Source organism: Methylorubrum rhodesianum (assembly GCF_014199985.1).
Lineage (GTDB): Bacteria > Pseudomonadota > Alphaproteobacteria > Rhizobiales > Beijerinckiaceae > Methylobacterium > Methylobacterium rhodesianum.
The window spans coordinates 34,091-49,667 of sequence record NZ_JACHOS010000020.1 but is presented as its reverse complement, the minus strand read 5'-3'; the positions used below and the strand labels follow the sequence as shown (position 1 = coordinate 49,667).

Below are 15,577 nucleotides of genomic sequence, written 5' to 3'. Positions count from 1 at the left end.
GCTCTAGCGCGGCGCGAGGTGAACCGCGAGCCAGATCGTCGGATTCTGCGTGCCCTCGACGCGATGCCGGCGGTGCGCCGGGATCAGCAGGTGATCGCCCGCCGCCAGGCGACGCGGCGCGGGTTCGTCGTCGAAACGGAGTTCGGCGCCGCCCTGGAGGACCGCGACCCACTCGTCCTCGTCCTGGTCGTACCAGAAGCCCGGCGGGCTCGCCTGCCCCGTCGAGACGATGCGCTCGACCCGCAGGCCGGGGCGGGCGAGCAGGGTCTCGAAGACTTCCTCATCCCCTCGCGCCGGCAGGACGGCAAACAGGTTCGGGCAAGCGGTCATGCGCACGATTCTCCGGCACGGTTCTCCTCGTGGCGCGCCGTGCCACCGAGCGGTCATCCCGGCGTTGAGTCAGGGAAGGCGGCGCGACCCGCGCCGCCGCAGCTTGCGACGGATCGATGCCAGAGACCAAACCCGCGCCGCTCCCGCCGGCCGACGAGGAGGCCGGCCTGCCGACGCCGCCGAGCCCCGGCCGCCTGCCGCCGCCGAACCTGCCCCCTGCTCCGCCCCCTGCCCCGCCCCCTGCCGACGGGCCGTCCGCCGGCGACAGCACGGGCGACGCCGACACGGAGTGAGGCGGTGCCGGATCGTGCCGAGGCCCGAGCCCGGATGGTCGCAAGGCAACTGATCGCCCGCGGCATCGCCGATCCCGCCGTCCTCGACGCGATGGGGCGCGTCCCGCGGGAGACCTTCGTGCCGGCCCACTTGGCGGCGGACGCCTACGGCGACGGGCCGTTGCCAATCGGTGCCGGGCAGACGATCTCGCAGCCCTTCGTCGCCGCCCTGATGATCGAGGCGCTCGCCCTGCGGCCCGGTGACCGGGTCCTGGAGGTCGGGGCCGGCTGCGGCTACGCAGCGGCGGTGCTGGCGCAGATGGGGGCTCAGGTCTTCGCGATCGAGCGCCACCGCGCCCTGGCCGAGCCCGCCCGGGACAGGCTCGCCGCGCTCGGTCTCGCGGTGGATCTGCGCGTCGGCGACGGACAGGCGGGCTGGCCGGAGGCCGCGCCCTTCGACGCGATCCTCGTTTCCGCGGCTGGTCGCGCCATTCCGGAGGCGCTGAAAGGTCAGCTCGCGGACGGAGGCCGCCTCGTCATCCCGGTCGGTCCGCCGGGCGGGCAGACGCTGGTGCGGCTGACCCGGCGCGGGGCCGACCGGTTCGACAGCACCGATCTCGGCCCGGTCTCCTTCGTGCCGCTGCTGCGGGGCCTGGGGAGGGCCGACGGTGCGTGACGCGCGAAGGGCCCCTCCCGGCAGGGCGGCGTCGCGTCGCCTCGAGTCGAAAGCATCGCGGCGGATTGCGCCCCTTCGGAAAAATTCCAAGAAAATTGACAATGGGTCGGAACTCGGTCCGGTCGAACGCGTTACGCGCGTGCGAGGCCCTTTCGGGCTCGCGGGTTGGGCGCCGGACCAAGGGTGTCCGGCGGCCCTTGTCATCACGTTGCTCCGAGGAGGATGTGGTTATGAGAACCTTCGACTTCGCTCCCCTGTACCGTTCCACCGTCGGTTTCGACCGGCTGTTTTCCCTGCTCGACCAACCCGAGACCTCGGCCGCCTGGCCGCCCTACGACATCGAGAAGGTGTCCGAGGACGCCTACCGCATCACCATGGCGGTCGCCGGGTTCGCGCAGGACGAGATCGAGCTGACCCAGCACGACACCACGCTCCTCGTCTCGGGGCAGAGAAAGGGCGAGGAGCGCGAGCGGCAGTTCCTGCACCGGGGCATCGCCGGGCGCACGTTCCGCCAGACGTTCAACCTCGCCCAGCACGTGCGGGTCACGGGCGCCAGCCTGAACAACGGACTGCTCACGGTGGAGCTGAAGCGCGAGATGCCGGAAGCGCTCAAGCCGCGCCGGATCGCCATCGGCGGCACGCAGGCCACCGCGGGGCAGGACAACGCGCCGTCTCAGAACGCGCCAACGCAGGTCGAGGACCGGTCCGAGGCCGCCTGACCCTTCGCGCGTGACCGCACACGAGCCGACATCCCCGGAGGCCCCGCGCCTTCGGGGACAGCTTCCTTTTCGCACGCAAGTCCCGTGCTTTCAGGGAGATGACCCGTGACGATGATCGACCCTCGTTCCACCCCATCCCGTCCCGATTCCGGCCCGATGAACCCGGCCGACGCGCCCGCCGCCTCGTTCGAGGCGTGGCAGGCGCTCGTCGCCCCCGGCGACGTGTTCCGCCACCCGCGCGAGGTGCTGGCTCACCCACTCCTCTCGCGCGCGGACAAGCGCGCGATCCTAGCCTCCTGGGCGTCCGATGCCTGCGCCCTCGAGAACGCGCCCGCGATGCGGTGCCTGACCGGCTGCAGGGCCGAACCGGTGCCGGTCGACGCGGTCCTCGCCGCGCTCGGCACGCTCGACCGGGGGCCGTCCCCGGCGCCCGCTCCCCCTCCGATCCGTCGCGCCTCGGCCCGGCGGCCGCGCCGGCTCGCGAGTCTGTATCGGTTCCCCCGCCCCGGGCGCCGCAACGACGACGACGATCCGCCGCCCTGCCCGGCGGCGGTGATGCCGCGTCCGAGGACGCCGCCGAGCGCCGCCGCCGTGACGATTCCTATCCCGGCCTGATCGTCCGGTGGCACCCGCCTCGGGCGGGCGTCACCGCCGTCCGAACAGCCGCTCGATATCGGCGAGACCCAGGGTCACGAAGGTCGGGCGGCCGTGATTGCACGAGCCGGAGAGCGGCGTCGCCTCCATCTCGCGCAGGAGCGCGTTCATTTCCTCGGGCTTGAGGCGCCGGCCGGCGCGGATCGAGCCGTGGCAGCTCATCCGCGAGAGGATCGCGTCGAGGCGGCGGCTCACCGGGTCGGGATCACCCGCCCCGGCCGGGCCGCCCTCCTCGACGCCGCTGGCTTCGAGCGCGTCGAGCACGTCGAGCACGAGACCCTTCACCGAGCCGCCCGCGAGCGCCGACGGCACGGACCGCACCAGCACCGCGCCGGGGCCGAACGCTTCCAGGCTGAGGCCCAGCCGCTCCAGATCGGGCGCGGCCTCGACGAGGCGGTCGGCCTCCTCGGGCGCCATCTCGATCACATCGGGGATGAGCAGGCCCTGGGCGAGCACGCCGCCGCCGGCCCGCTCCCGCTTCAGCCGCTCGTAGACCAGCCGCTCGTGGGCGGCGTGCTGATCGACCAGCACGATCCCGTCGCGGGTCTGGGCGACGATGTAGGTCTCGTGGATCTGCGCCCGGGCGGCACCGAGCGGATAGGTCTCGGGCGCGGTCTCGGCCTCCGGGAGCGTCTCCGGCTCGGGCCGAAGGTCGGCGCCCGGCGGGGCGAGATCGGCGGAGAACAGCGCCTGCGGCGTCTCGGCGAAGCCCGGATGTCCGGCTTGAGACGCCGGGCGCGGGGCCGGGCGGTAGCCCGCGGGCGCCGCCACCGAGGGCCCGGAGAACAGGCGGCTCGCCGGGCGGGGCATGAGCGGGCTCGCGGCGGAGAGGCCGGTATGCACGGCGAACCCGCCGCCGGATCCCGTCGGCTGGAAACCCCCGCCGCCGGCGCGCAGGGCATCGAGGGCGGCCTGGGTGCCCGTGCTGGCGGAGCGCGCGCCGGCCCGGCGCAGGGCCTCGTGGATCGCGCTGACGATCAGCGCCCGCACCAGCCCCGGCTCGCGGAAGCGCAGCTCGGTCTTGGCCGGATGCACGTTCACGTCGACGAGGGCGGGATCGCAGGTGAGCGCGAGCGCCAGGACCGGATGGCGGTCGGAGCTCATCGTATCGGCGTAGGCGCCCCGGACGGCGCCGAGCAGCAGCCGGTCGCGCACCGGGCGCCCGTTGACGACGAAGTGGATATGGTTCGCCGCCCCGCGGTGGAAGGTCGGCAGGCCGACATGGCCGGCGAGCGCGAAACCCTCGCGGGCCATGTCGACGGGCACGGAATTCCCGGGAAAGTCCGGCCCCAGCACCGCGCCGAGCCGGCGCAGCAGCGCGGCCGGGCCCGGCTCGCTCTCGGCGGGAAACACGATCGGGCTGCCGCTCTCGGTGCGGAGCGTGAAGCGGATCTGCGGCTGCGCCACCGCGAGCCGACGCAGGATCTCGGAGACCGCCGCCGTCTCGGCCCGGTCGGATTTCAGGAATTTCAGCCGGGCCGGGGTCGCGGCGAAGAGCTCGGTCACCTCGATCCGGGTGCCCCGCGTCGCGGGCGCCGGCCGCACCGGGCCCTTGAGGCCGGAATCGATCGTCAGGCTCACCCCCTCGCCATCGGCGGTGCGCGAGGTGATGACGAGCCGCGAGACCGCGCCGATCGAGGGCAGGGCCTCGCCGCGAAAGCCGAGCGAGCCGATCCGGGTGAGGTCGCCGTCGGGGAGCTTCGAGGTGGCGTGGCGCTCGACGGCGAGCGCCAGATCCTCCGCCCCCATGCCGATCCCGTCGTCGACGACGCGGATCAGGCGCCGCCCGCCACCCTCGATCGCCACCTCGATGCTGCGGGCGCCGGCATCGACGGCGTTCTCCACCAACTCCTTGACCGCGGAGGCCGGCCGCTCGACCACCTCGCCTGCGGCGATGCGATCGACCAGGATCGGGTCGAGGCGGCGGACGGCGGCACGCGGTGGATCGCGGACATCGGGGGCAGCGGACATGGTCCGCGAAATATAGGAGGTCCGGGGACCGCCTCATAGCAAGCGGCCCCCGCTATCCTCACACCTCGTCTCGCTTCTCGTCTCACCCGCGCGGTCTCAGCCTTGCGGACTCAGCCTCGCGGCAGCATCCGGTCGCTGATGATGCGGCGCTGGATCTCGCTGGTGCCCTCGAAGATCGTGGTGAGGCGGGCGTCGCGCCAGTAGCGCTCGATCCGCCGCTCGGTGGTGTAGCCGTTGCCGCCGTGGAGCTGCATCGCCTGGTTCGTCACCCGCACTGCCATCTCGGTGGCCAGAAGCTTCACCGCCGCCGATTCGCTCTCGGCGGGCAGGCCCTCGTCGAGCAGGTGGGCGACCTGCTGCCAGTAGGCGCGGGCCTGCGCCACCTCCGCCGCCATGTCGGCGAGCGCGAAGCGCAGGGCCTGGAACTGGCCGATCGGCTGACCGAACTGCTCGCGCTCCTGGAGGTAGGCGGTGCAATCCTCCACCGCCGCCCGCGCCACGCCGACCGCGCGGGCGGCGGTGTGGACGCGGGCGATGTTGAGGCCGCGCTGGACCGCGGCGAAACCGCCGGAATCCGCGTCCGCCCCCTCGTCGCCGTAGAGGCCGGTGAGCCGGTCGCGCTCGGGCACCCGCACGCCGTCGAGGGTCAGCTCGAAGGTGAGGAAGCCGTGATACCCGATCTTGTCGATGACCGTGCCGGTCATGCCCTGGGGAAAGGTGCCGGGCTCCTTGACGACGAGAAAGGGCTCGAGCCCCGCCGAGCGCGGCTCGCCGGGCTCGGGATCGCGCACGCGGGCCAGGACTTCGACGAAGTCGGCGCCTTTCGCGAAGCCGGCCCAGCGCTTGGTGCCGGTCAGCACCCATTCGTCGCCCTCGCGCACGGCCCGCGTCTGCACCCCGGCCAGATCCGAGCCGGCGGTCGGCTCGGACAGCGCGATCGAGCCGATCCACTGGCCCTTGGCCGACTTGGCGAGCAGTGCCCGGCGGCGTTCGTCGTCGAGCGTCTGCGTGCCGAGGCCCTGGCCGCGGGCGAGGATCGAGCCGGTGGAGAGCCAGGCGCGGGCGAGTTCCTCGGAGACGAGGCAGTACTCGAACACGCCCAGCCCCATCCCGCCATACTCGGCGGGAATGGTGATGCCGAACCAGCCCTTCGCGGCCATCTGGTCGATCAGCGAGCGGGGCATCTCGCCTTTGCGCGGGTCGAGCTCGTCGGCGAGGGGAAGGATCACGTCGCGGGCAAAGGCGCGGGCTTCCTCCTGGAGCGCGGCGCGGGCGTCCGTCCGCCAGGGGGAGAGCAGCTCCGGCGGGCGCGGCGCCTTGAAGTCCGGCTGCGGGGCGTCCGGTTTGGCCATGGTTCCTCCGCGGATCCTATCGTTGTTCTGCGAGCCGAACGCTCAAGCTGGCAAAACGTTCGCGCCGAGCGCTGGCGCATCGACTCCCTCGCGATCGACTCCCTTGCGATCGACTCCCCTGCGCTTGTCTCCCTTGCGCTTGTCGGCGCCCGCCCCCAGAACGCCGCTCATGCTGCGCGTCAACGATCTCACCTACCGCATCGGCGAGCGGGTCATCCTCGATTCCGCGACCTTCGCGATCCCCGACCGGGCCCGCGTCGGTCTGGTCGGCCGCAACGGGGCGGGCAAGACCACCCTGTTCCGGGCGATCCTCGGCGAATTGCCGACCGATGCCGGCGCGGTCTCGCTGCCGAAGGGCATGCGCATCGGCGCGGTGGCCCAGGAAGCGCCCGCCGGCCCCGAGACCCTGCACGAGGTCGTGCTCGCCGCCGACCTCGAGCGCACCCGCCTGATGCGGGAGGCGGAGGACGCCGACGGCCTGCGCCGCGCCGAGATCGAGACGCGGCTCGTCGATATCGGGGCGCACTCGGCCCCGGCCCGCGCGGCGGCGATCCTGCACGGGCTGGGCTTCGACGCGGCGGCGCAGGCGCGGCCCTGCTCCGCGTTCTCCGGCGGCTGGCGCATGCGGGTGGCGCTCGCCGCGGTGCTGTTCTCCGAGCCGGACCTGCTGCTCCTCGACGAGCCCACCAACTACCTCGACATCGAGGGCACGCTCTGGCTCTACGACTACCTCGAGAAGTACCCGCGCACGGCGATCATCATCAGCCACGACCGGGAACTGCTCGACACGAGCGTGGACCACATCCTCCACCTCGACCGCGGCAAGCTGACGATCTACCGCGGCGGCTTCACCAGCTTCTCGCGCCAGCTCTCCGAGAAGCGGGTGCTCCAGGCCAAGGCGAAAGCCAAGCAGGACGTTGAGCGGGCCCATCTCCAGAGCTTCATCGACCGCTTCAAGGCCAAGGCGACCAAGGCGCGCCAGGCGCAGTCGCGGATGAAGCGGCTCGCCAAGATGGAGCCGATCGCCGCCCTCCTCGAGGACGAGGCGCCGGTGATCCACCTGCCGAGCCCGGAAAAGCCGCTCTCGCCGCCGATCGTCGCCATGGAGCGGGTGAGCGCCGGCTACGGCGAGCGGATCGTGCTCTCGGGGCTCAATCTCTCGCTCGCCCCCGACGACCGGGTGGCGCTGCTCGGCGCCAATGGCAACGGCAAGTCGACCTTCTGCAAGCTGATCGGCGGACGGCTCCCCCCCTTGGCGGGCGAGCTGAAGCGCTCCTCCAAGATGGAGGTCGCCTATTTCGCCCAGCACCAGCTCGACGAACTGCGCCCCGCCGAGAGCGCGGTGGCGCATGTGCGTGACCGCATGCCCGACGCGCCGGAGGCGAAGGTGCGCTCGGCCGCCGCCCGCCTCGGCTTTCCCGCCTCGAAGGCGGACACGCCGGTGGAAAAGCTCTCGGGCGGCGAGAAGGCGCGGCTGCTGATGGGGCTCGCCGCCTTCGACGGCCCGCATCTGCTGATCCTCGACGAGCCGACCAACCACCTCGACATTGAGAGCCGGCAGGCACTGGTCGAGGCGATCAACGACTACGAGGGGGCGGTGATCCTCGTCAGCCACGACCGCTTCCTGATCGAGGCCTGCGCCGACCGGCTCTGGATCGTCGGCAACGGCTCGGTGAAGACCTTCGACGGCGACATGGACGATTACCGCCGCCTCGTGCTCGCCGGTCCGGAGCGGGCGGACACTTCAAGCGAGGGCACCGGCGGCCAGAAGGCCGAGGCCCGCCGATCGGCGGTGGAGCGCCGCGCGGCGCTCGCCCCCCTCAAGAAGCGCCTCGACGCCATCGAGGCGCGCATGGCCAAGCTCTCGGGCGCGATCGAGAAGATCGATGCGGCGCTCGCCGACGGCACCGCCTTCCTCAAGGACGCGGCCAAGGCCGGCGACCTCGCCCGCATGCGCGCCGAGGCGGCCGAGGCTTTGGCCAAGGCCGAGGAGGAGTGGCTGGAGGTGAGCGGCGAGATCGAGGCGGCGGCCTGAGGCCGCAGCGTGCCTGATTCACTGGGTTCAGGCCGGCTCCTGGGAAAGGCGTCCGCTGCGCCGCCCGGTCGCCGCGCCGGACCGGCAGAGCAGGGCCGCGACCAGCGCCGCTCCCGCCGCGAGGCCGAACCGGATTCCCGCGGAGTTCGCGCCCTCCGCAAGGAACAGGGCCGGGAGCTGCACGAGTGAGGTCGAGCGGCAGGGAAGCGGCGGGAACGAGCCCGGCAAGGGCGAGGAGGGCGGCGAGGAAGCCCCGGCGCGGCCCGAGGCGCGCGGCGAGCGCCGCCATCGGCAGCGCCCCCAGGACGAGGCCGTAGGTGTGGCCCGCCTGGATCAGCGCGGCCGTGCTGGCCGGGATCGCGCCCTGCTGCATCAGCCACGGCATCAGGATCGCCATCCCCGTGGTCGGCAGCGCCGCCATCCCGAGGCCCGTCAGGAGGGCGGCGACCGCGAGGACGCGGCGCTCCGGTTTCCGATCCTGCATCCGCTTCCTTTCCCCTTCCGCGGCGCCACAGGCTTAACGGGAAGCCGGAGCGGCGTGAACCGTGGGTGGCAGGCGGAAGGGCACCGGCAACGCCGGCCTCCGCTCCGCGTTGTCCGACGCGAGGCCAGAACGGAGGAACCATGCGCGGCACGAGCCATCCCGGAACCCGTCGGAGCGGCAAGGCCCTCGCGCTGCTGCCGCTGGCCGCGGCTGGCGCCTGGATCGCCTGGAGCCATCTCGGGCTGAACCGGGCCGGCCCCCTGCCCCCGGCCCTGCCGGGCCGGCGGAGCAGCCTGCGCACGCGCGCCGGACGGGTGAACCTCTACGCCTCGGATGCCCAGGGCGGACGGCCCTTGCTGCTGATCCACTCGATCAACGCGGCGGCCAACGCCTACGAGGTCAAGCCGCTCTACGAGCACTACCGGAACAGCCGCCCGGTCTACGCGCTGGAGCTGCCGGGCTTCGGCTTCTCCGAGCGGGCGGACCGGATCTACACGCCCCGGCTGATGACCGACGCCATCCTCGACGCGGCGGCCGAGATCGCCGGCCGCCACGGCGGCGCAGGCCTCGACGCCATCGCGCTCTCGCTGCCTTGCGCCTATCTCGCCGGCGCCGCGCTGGAGCGGCCGGACCTGTTCGCCAGCCTCGGCCTCATCAGCCCGACCGGCTTCGACGCCCGGCTGTCGGGCCGCGGACCGAAAGACGCCAACCGCGGCAACCCGCTGGCGCGCGGGCTCGCCGCCTTCCCGCTCTGGGGCCGCCCGCTCTTCGACGCGCTGGTGAGCGGCCCGAGCATGCGCTTCTTCCTGGAGAAGACCTGGGGCAGCCGCGACATCGACGAGGGCCTGTTCGCCTACGACCAGCTCTCGGCGCATCAGCCGGGGGCCGAGCACGCGCCGTTCTCGTTCCTCTCCGGCTACCTGTTCCCCGACGACACCACGCGGGTCTACGAGGCGTTGCGCCTGCCCGTCTTCATGGTCCACGGGGCGCGGGGCGACTTCGTCGATTACCGCTACGTCGGCGAGGTGGCGGGCCGCCCGAACTGGACGATCCTGCGGCTGCCCACCGGCGCCTTCCCGCATTTCGAGGACCGGGCGGCGGTGACAGGCGCCTACGACGTCTTTCTCGCCGCCCACCGCCCGCAGCGGGATCAGCCGGCCGCTTCGATCCGGTAGTGCAGCCAGACGGTGCCGTCGTCGAACGGCTCGCAGGCGGTGCGGGTGAGGCGGCGGCGCGAGCCCATGGACTCTTCCTCTCCGCCCTCGATGTCGAACAGGGCCGGCGTGCCGATCACGCCGTCGACGGCGGGGGCGAGCAGCAGGCTGAGTTCGTCCACGAGCCCGGCCTTGAGCATCGAGCCGTTGATGCGCCCGCCGCCCTCGACCAGCAGCCGCTCGATCCCGAACAGGCGCTTGAGCTTGGCCAGCGCCTGGGCGAAATCGACCTCCCGCTCGCCGGCCAGGATGTAGGACTGGCCGCCCGCCTTCAGGCGGCGCAGGCGGTCGTCGGACACCTGTCCGGTGGTGAGCACGATGACGTGATCGCCCTCGATCTCGTTGCGCGCGCCCCAATCCAGGGCGCCGCGGGCATCGAGCGCCACCGCGAAACCGGGCGCGTCGGTGCGGGCGACGTGATCCTCGCGCGACACCGGCTCCTCGGGCGGCGCGCTGGCCAGGGGCTTCGCGCTGTCGGCGTAGCCCTGCATGGTGATGCGCCCGCACATCCAGGCGTCGCCCTTGAGCCGCCTGTGGACGTCCTCGTAGTGCGAATCCGCGTCGATGGTGGTCCAGCGCCGGACCTTGATGCGCCCATCGACCGAGGTGGTCATGTGGCACAGGACGTAAGGGCGCTCCGAGCTGTCGGCCATGGCGGCGGGTCATCCTGCTGTTGTGGATCGGAGGCCGGAACTAGACCGCCCTCGCCCGCCGGCCAGGGCCGGCTGCCCTTGCCGGGTGCCGCCGTGCGGTTAGGCTCTCCGCCTCGACGAGGGGGAGAGGGGCGATGGCGAGCTACACCGCCGATATCCGCTGGGCGCTCGCGGCGGGCGAGGATTTCGCCGCCGGACGCTACAGCCGCGGCCACACGTTGCGCTTCGACGGCGGCGTCGAACTCGCGGGCTCAGCCTCGCCCCACGTCGTCGGCAAGTGGGCGGTGGCGGCGGCGGTCGATCCCGAGGAGATGCTGGTGGCGGCGCTCTCCTCCTGCCACATGCTGAGCTTCCTCCACGTCGCCAGGCTCGCCGGCTTCGTCGCGCGGGCCTACCGCGACCACGCCGAGGGCAGCATGGAGGAAATCGCCCCCGGCCGGCACGCGGTGACGCGGGTGGTGCTGCATCCGCGCGTCGAGTGGACCGGTGCGGCCCCCGACGCGGAACGGCTCGCCGCCCTGCATGAGGAGGCGCACGAGACCTGCTTCATCGCCAATTCGGTGCGGACCGAGGTGACGGTCGCCTGATACCCCGCTTGGCGAAACCGCCTCCGCCGGTGCATGTCCTCGCGGACACGATCCTTCGAGGACATCCGGATGACCGACCTGACGCTCGCCGCCGCCCAGACCCTCGTGGCGACCGCCCTCAAGACCGCCCGCGAACGCAACCTGAAGCCCCTGGCGGTGGTGGTCTACGACGCCCGCGGCGCCCTCAAATGCCTGGCCGCCGAGGACGGCACCTCCCTGCGCCGTGCCGAAGTGGCCCGTGGCAAGGCCAACGGCGCGCTGGCGCTCGGCCTCGGCTCGCGGGCCATCGCCAAGCGCGCCGAGGAGCAGCCGCATTTCGTGGCCGCCGTGAGCCACCTCGTCGGTCCGGATGCGCTCGTGCCGGTGCCCGGCGGCGTGCTGATCCGCGATTCCGCCGGCCGCCTGCTCGGCGCGGTCGGCGTCTCCGGCGACACGTCCGACAACGACGAGATCTGCGCGCTGGCCGGCATCGAGGCGGCGGGGCTGAAGGGGGATACCGGGGCCTGAGAGAGACGGGGATGCATCGGGAGGCTGAAGGCCCGTCCGCGACCCTCCCGGCGCCCCGCCACCGCTGGAGCGTCGGTTAAGCGATGAGCCTCCTCAGGCGCAGCGTCCTGCACGGCGGCGCGGCTCTGGCCGCCGGGCTCGCCTTGCCCGGTCCCGCGCGGGCGGCCGCCCCCGTCTACCGCCGCGGCAACGACGCCGATCCCGAGACGCTCGATCCGCACAAGACCTCGACGGTCGCCGAGGCGCATCTCCTGCGCGACCTGTTCGAGGGCCTGCTGACCTACGACAACCGCGGCGCCATCATCCCCGGCATGGCCGAGCGCTGGACCGTCTCCGACGACCGCCTCACCTACCGCTTCCATCTCCGCCCGGACGGGCGCTGGTCGAACGGCGATGCGGTGACCGCCGACGACTTTCTGTTCTCCCTGCGCCGCATCCTCGATCCCAGGACGGCGGCGAAATACGCCGAGGTGCTGTTCCCGATCCGCGGCGCGGCGGCGGTCAACGCGGGCGGGCAGCCGCCGGAGACGCTGGCGGTGGCGGCCCCCGACCCCCGCACGCTGGAGATCGGGCTCGCCGAGCCGGTGCCCTACCTCCTCGAACTCCTCACCCACCAGACCTCGCTGCCGGTTCATCGCCCCTCGCTGGAGCGCTGGGGCGACGCCTTCGCACGGCCCGGCAACCTCGTCTCGAACGGTCCCTACGCCCTGGTCGACTGGGTGCCGAACGACCGCATCACCCTGACGAAGAATCCGCATCATCGCGACGCCGCCGCGATCCCGATCGAGCGGGTCGACGTGATCCCGACCCCGGATCTCGCCGCGGCGGTGCGGCGCTACGCGGCCGGCGAGATCGACTCCCTCTCCGATCTGCCCGCCGACCAGATCGCCTCGCTGAAGAACCGCTTCGGCGCGCAGGTGCAGCTCGGGCCGGGGCTCGGCCTGCTCGCCATCGCGTTCAACCTGCGCAAGAAGCCCTTCGACGACCCGCGGGTGCGCCGGGCCCTCTCGCTCGCGGTCGACCGGGAGTTCCTGGCCGAGATCGTGTGGGGGCAGACCATGGCCTCGGCCTATTCCTTCTGCCCTCCGGGCCTCGACAACGCGCTGCCGCCGCCGCTGCTGCCGGGCCGCGAGGACGGGCCGATCGACCGCGAGGAGGAGGCGCTGCGGCTGCTGGCGCAGGCCGGCTACGGGCCGGGCAACCCGCTGCGGATCGAGTACCGCTTCAACGTCACCGACAACAACCGCAACACCGCGATCGCGCTGGCTGATGCCTGGCGCGGCATCGGTGTCGAGACCCGCTTCGTCTCCACCGACGCCAAGACCCACTTCGCCTACCTGCGCGACGGCGGCCCGTTCGACCTCGCCCGGATGTCCTGGGTCGCCGACTATTCCGATCCGCAGAATTTCCTGTTTCTGCTGCGCACCGGCAATGACGGCTTCAATGCCGGGCGCTGGTCGAACCCGCGCTTCGACGGCCTGCTCGCCGCGGCGGCGCAGGCGCGCGACGTGCAGGCCCGCGCGCGGATGCTGTTCGACGCGGAAACCATCGTGCTCGACGAACTGCCCTGGCTGCCGCTGCTGCACTACCGCTCGAAGGCGCTGATCGCGCCGCGGCTGCATGGGATGCACCCGAACATCCGCAACGTCGCCCCCACCCGCTATCTCCGGCTCGATCCGTGATCGCCCTCATCGCCCGCCGGATCGCCCAGAGCCTGCCGACGCTGTTCCTCGTCGTCGCCGGCAGCTTCTTCCTGATCCGGCTGGCGCCGGGCGGCCCGTTCGATCTCGAGCGGCCGCTGCCGCCGGCGGCGATGGAGAACCTGCGCCGGGTCTACGGGCTCGATCAGCCGTTGATCGTGCAGTTCGGGCATTACCTCCTGAGCCTGCTGCGGGGCGATCTCGGTCCCTCCTTCACATTCCGCGACCTGACCGTCACCGACCTGTTCGCCCGCGGTCTGCCGGTCTCGGCGACGCTCGGCAGCCTCGCCCTCGTGCTCGCGCTGGCCCTCGGCCTTCTTTTCGGCAGCCTCGCCGCGAGCGATCGCGGCGGCATCGCCGACCGGCTGGTGGGGCTCGCCGCCTCCCTCGGGCTGGCGGTGCCGAACTTCGTCACCGCCCCCCTGTTCCAGATCGTCTTCGGCCTCGGGCTCGCATGGCTCCCCGTCGGCGGTTGGGCCGACGGGAATCCCAGGAACCTCGTCCTGCCGGTCCTCACGCTGGCCCTGCCCCACGCGGCGGGCATCGCCCGGCTCACCCGCGCCTCGCTCGGCGAGGTGCTGATCCAGCCGCATATCCGCACCCAGCGCGCCATGGGGCTGTCGCGGGCGCGCATCGCCCGGCATGCGCTGCGCGGGGGGCTGCTCCCCGTGGTCGCGACGCTGGGGCCGCTGGCGGCGGGGCTGATGACCGGTTCGGTGGTGGTCGAGACCATCTTCGGCCTGCCCGGCATCGGCCGCTACTTCGTCGAGGGGGCGCTCAACCGCGACTACACCCTGGTGATGGGCACGGTGGTGCTGGTGGCCGTGATGGTGATCGTCTTCAACCTGATCGCCGACGTGATCGCCGCCGCCCTCGATCCGCGCCTGAGGCCGTCGGCATGAGCGCGGCGCTGGCCGGTCTCGCCCGCCGCCGCCTCGCCCGCGACCGGCCGGCGCTCGCGGCCCTCGCGAGCCTCGTGCTGATCGCGCTGGCCTGCCTGATCGGCCCGTCGCTCACCGGCCATCCGCCGGAGCGGATCTACCCGGACGTCGTCCGGGTCGCCCCGGGCCTCGCCGCCCATCCGCGGCCCGACGAGGTGCGGCCGGCGCTGCAGCGCCTCGCCTTCCGGATGCGGGTCTCGCTGGAGGAGGTGGTTCAGTACGGCGACCGGGTGCGCCTGACGCTGACGGCGCAGAAACCCATCGACCTGCGCGCCTTCCGCCTGCTGCCCCGCTCCGGCCTGTTCGGCGAGGCGGCCGTGCGGGAACGCTCCGCGGACGGCCGCCGGCTCGTCGCCGAAGTGCCGATCCGGAAACGGGTCTTCCTCCTCGGCACCGACGCGCTCGGGCGCGACCTCCTCTCCCGCTGCCTCGCGGCGGGGCAGGTCTCCCTGCTGATCGGGCTGACCGCGGCGCTCGCCGCGCTCCTCATCGGCGTCGCCTACGGCGCGGTCTCCGGCATGGCCGGGGGCCGGGTCGATGCGCTGATGATGCGCCTCCTCGACATCCTCTACGCCCTGCCCTTCGTGTTCTTCGTCATCATGCTGCTGGTGTTCTTCCGCGCCGGCCTGTGGCTGGTGCTGGTGGCGGTGGCGGCGGTTGAGTGGCTCGACATGGCCCGCATCGTCCGCACCCAGACGCTCTCCCTGAAAAGCCGCGACTTCGTCCGTGCCGCCTACGCCCTGGGGCTCTCGACGGAGTCGGTCATCGCCCGCCACATCGTGCCCAACACGCTCGGGCCGATCATCGCGGCGGCGACGCTGCTGGTGCCGCGGGTGATCCTGCTGGAGAGCTTCCTGTCCTTCCTCGGCCTCGGCGTGCAGGAGCCGGCGACCTCCTGGGGCGTGCTGATCGCGGAAGGGTCGCGGGCGATCGAATCCGCGCCCTGGATGCTCGCCGCACCGGCGGGCTTCCTCGTCGTCACCCTGGTGGCCTTGAACCGGCTCGGCGACGGCCTCGGCGAGGCGCTCGACCCGAGGCTGTAGAGCCTCGTTCCGAACGGTGCCCGCCGGCCTTCGAGAAGAGCACGGTCCGGACGACAGGGGCTAGCGGGACTCGGCCGGCAGGTAGCCCTGATAGACGATGCGCACCGTGCGCCGCTCGCCGGGCAGATCCGAGACCGGAATGGCCCTCGAGCCGCGCAGGGCGGGCGCGGCCACGATCGGGCCGGGCTCGGACATGGCCGGAGCAGGCGGCGCCTTGGGGCGCAGGGCCCAGCGCTCGGCCCCGCCGGCGCTGGCCAGCGTCGAGAGTGCGATGACGGCCCCCATGGAGGCCAGTCCGGCGGCGATCGGAGGAAGCAGGGTTCTGGCGGAACGATGCGCGAAAAAAGTCATGGCGGGCAGCCCGGCGAATGGGGCCATTCCACAACCTGAAGCGTTTCCGAACGCCGTCGCGTGCCCCTGGCGGGCCGGGTTGCGAACA

17 protein-coding genes are annotated in these 15,577 nt (G+C 72.7%); 11 read left to right on the top strand and 6 right to left on the bottom strand.

Annotated elements, in window-relative coordinates; translation table 11 throughout:
- Positions 1–3: 3 nt before the first annotated feature.
- Complete coding sequence (locus HNR01_RS23355) at positions 4–330, bottom strand: cupin domain-containing protein (RefSeq protein ID WP_017483859.1); 327 nt, start codon at positions 328–330, stop codon at positions 4–6.
- A 116-nt stretch (positions 331–446) separates the two neighbouring features.
- Between HNR01_RS23355 and HNR01_RS23350 the strand changes: the two genes are divergently transcribed.
- The 4 genes from HNR01_RS23350 to HNR01_RS23335 all read left to right on the top strand — a co-directional run bounded on the left by HNR01_RS23350 (position 447) and on the right by HNR01_RS23335 (position 2,612).
- The gene (locus tag HNR01_RS23350; RefSeq protein WP_183670171.1) at positions 447–623 is read left to right on the top strand and encodes a hypothetical protein; all 177 of its coding nucleotides are present in this window, start codon (positions 447–449) and stop codon (positions 621–623) included.
- A gap of 4 nt (positions 624–627) precedes the next feature.
- Complete coding sequence (locus HNR01_RS23345; RefSeq protein WP_309236161.1) at positions 628–1,278, top strand: protein-L-isoaspartate(D-aspartate) O-methyltransferase; 651 nt, start codon at positions 628–630, stop codon at positions 1,276–1,278.
- Positions 1,279–1,508: 230 nt separating this feature from the next.
- Positions 1,509–1,997 (top strand): Hsp20 family protein, encoded by a 489-nt coding sequence (locus HNR01_RS23340; protein ID WP_183670167.1) that lies wholly within the window; start codon positions 1,509–1,511, stop codon positions 1,995–1,997.
- Between the two features lie 111 nt (positions 1,998–2,108).
- Positions 2,109–2,612, top strand: coding sequence for a hypothetical protein (locus HNR01_RS23335; protein WP_051061576.1), 504 nt, complete (start codon positions 2,109–2,111; stop codon positions 2,610–2,612).
- A 30-nt stretch (positions 2,613–2,642) separates the two neighbouring features.
- On the opposite strand, the gene mutL is transcribed toward HNR01_RS23335, so the two are convergent.
- Together mutL and HNR01_RS23325 are read right to left on the bottom strand one after the other, a co-directional pair.
- Positions 2,643–4,622, bottom strand: a complete 1,980-nt coding sequence (gene mutL / locus HNR01_RS23330) for a DNA mismatch repair endonuclease MutL (RefSeq protein ID WP_183670165.1) — start codon at positions 4,620–4,622, stop codon at positions 2,643–2,645.
- Between the two features lie 110 nt (positions 4,623–4,732).
- The gene (locus tag HNR01_RS23325; protein ID WP_017483853.1) at positions 4,733–5,974 is read right to left on the bottom strand and encodes an acyl-CoA dehydrogenase family protein; all 1,242 of its coding nucleotides are present in this window, start codon (positions 5,972–5,974) and stop codon (positions 4,733–4,735) included.
- Between the two features lie 169 nt (positions 5,975–6,143).
- Between HNR01_RS23325 and HNR01_RS23320 the strand changes: the two genes are divergently transcribed.
- Positions 6,144–8,009, top strand: a complete 1,866-nt coding sequence (locus tag HNR01_RS23320; RefSeq protein ID WP_017483852.1) for an ABC-F family ATP-binding cassette domain-containing protein — start codon at positions 6,144–6,146, stop codon at positions 8,007–8,009.
- A gap of 27 nt (positions 8,010–8,036) precedes the next feature.
- Here the strand turns inward: HNR01_RS23320 and HNR01_RS23315 are convergent, their stop codons facing one another.
- Entirely contained in the window at positions 8,037–8,192 is a 156-nt protein-coding gene (locus HNR01_RS23315; protein WP_183670163.1) for a hypothetical protein, read from the bottom strand.
- Positions 8,193–8,633: 441 nt separating this feature from the next.
- On the opposite strand from HNR01_RS23315, the gene HNR01_RS23310 reads away from it, so the two are divergent.
- Positions 8,634–9,668: an alpha/beta hydrolase gene (locus tag HNR01_RS23310; protein ID WP_183670161.1), complete on the top strand. Its 1,035-nt coding sequence runs from the start codon at positions 8,634–8,636 to the stop codon at positions 9,666–9,668.
- Here HNR01_RS23310 and HNR01_RS23305 read toward each other — a convergent pair.
- Positions 9,644–10,360 carry a dihydrofolate reductase family protein gene (locus HNR01_RS23305; RefSeq protein ID WP_183670159.1) on the bottom strand — a complete coding sequence of 239 codons (717 nt, stop codon included), beginning with the start codon at positions 10,358–10,360 and terminating at the stop codon, positions 9,644–9,646. The two genes, HNR01_RS23310 and HNR01_RS23305, sit on opposite strands and share 25 nt — an antisense overlap.
- A gap of 134 nt (positions 10,361–10,494) precedes the next feature.
- On the opposite strand from HNR01_RS23305, the gene HNR01_RS23300 reads away from it, so the two are divergent.
- The 5 genes from HNR01_RS23300 to HNR01_RS23280 all read left to right on the top strand — a co-directional run bounded on the left by HNR01_RS23300 (position 10,495) and on the right by HNR01_RS23280 (position 15,138).
- Positions 10,495–10,947, top strand: coding sequence for an OsmC family protein (locus tag HNR01_RS23300; RefSeq protein WP_017483848.1), 453 nt, complete (start codon positions 10,495–10,497; stop codon positions 10,945–10,947).
- Positions 10,948–11,016: 69 nt separating this feature from the next.
- Complete coding sequence (locus tag HNR01_RS23295; protein WP_026105424.1) at positions 11,017–11,454, top strand: GlcG/HbpS family heme-binding protein; 438 nt, start codon at positions 11,017–11,019, stop codon at positions 11,452–11,454.
- An 83-nt stretch (positions 11,455–11,537) separates the two neighbouring features.
- Positions 11,538–13,136, top strand: a complete 1,599-nt coding sequence (locus HNR01_RS23290; protein WP_183670157.1) for a peptide ABC transporter substrate-binding protein — start codon at positions 11,538–11,540, stop codon at positions 13,134–13,136.
- On the top strand, positions 13,133–14,056 hold the full coding sequence (locus tag HNR01_RS23285; RefSeq protein WP_183670155.1) for an ABC transporter permease: 924 nt from the start codon (positions 13,133–13,135) through the stop codon (positions 14,054–14,056). The genes HNR01_RS23290 and HNR01_RS23285 overlap by 4 nt, the downstream gene beginning before the upstream one ends.
- Positions 14,053–15,138, top strand: coding sequence for an ABC transporter permease (locus HNR01_RS23280; RefSeq protein WP_183670153.1), 1,086 nt, complete (start codon positions 14,053–14,055; stop codon positions 15,136–15,138). The genes HNR01_RS23285 and HNR01_RS23280 overlap by 4 nt, the downstream gene beginning before the upstream one ends.
- A gap of 60 nt (positions 15,139–15,198) precedes the next feature.
- Here the strand turns inward: HNR01_RS23280 and HNR01_RS23275 are convergent, their stop codons facing one another.
- A complete protein-coding gene (locus tag HNR01_RS23275) occupies positions 15,199–15,423 on the bottom strand; it encodes a hypothetical protein (protein WP_246417620.1) in 225 nt (74 codons plus the stop codon).
- Positions 15,424–15,577: the final 154 nt, after the last annotated feature.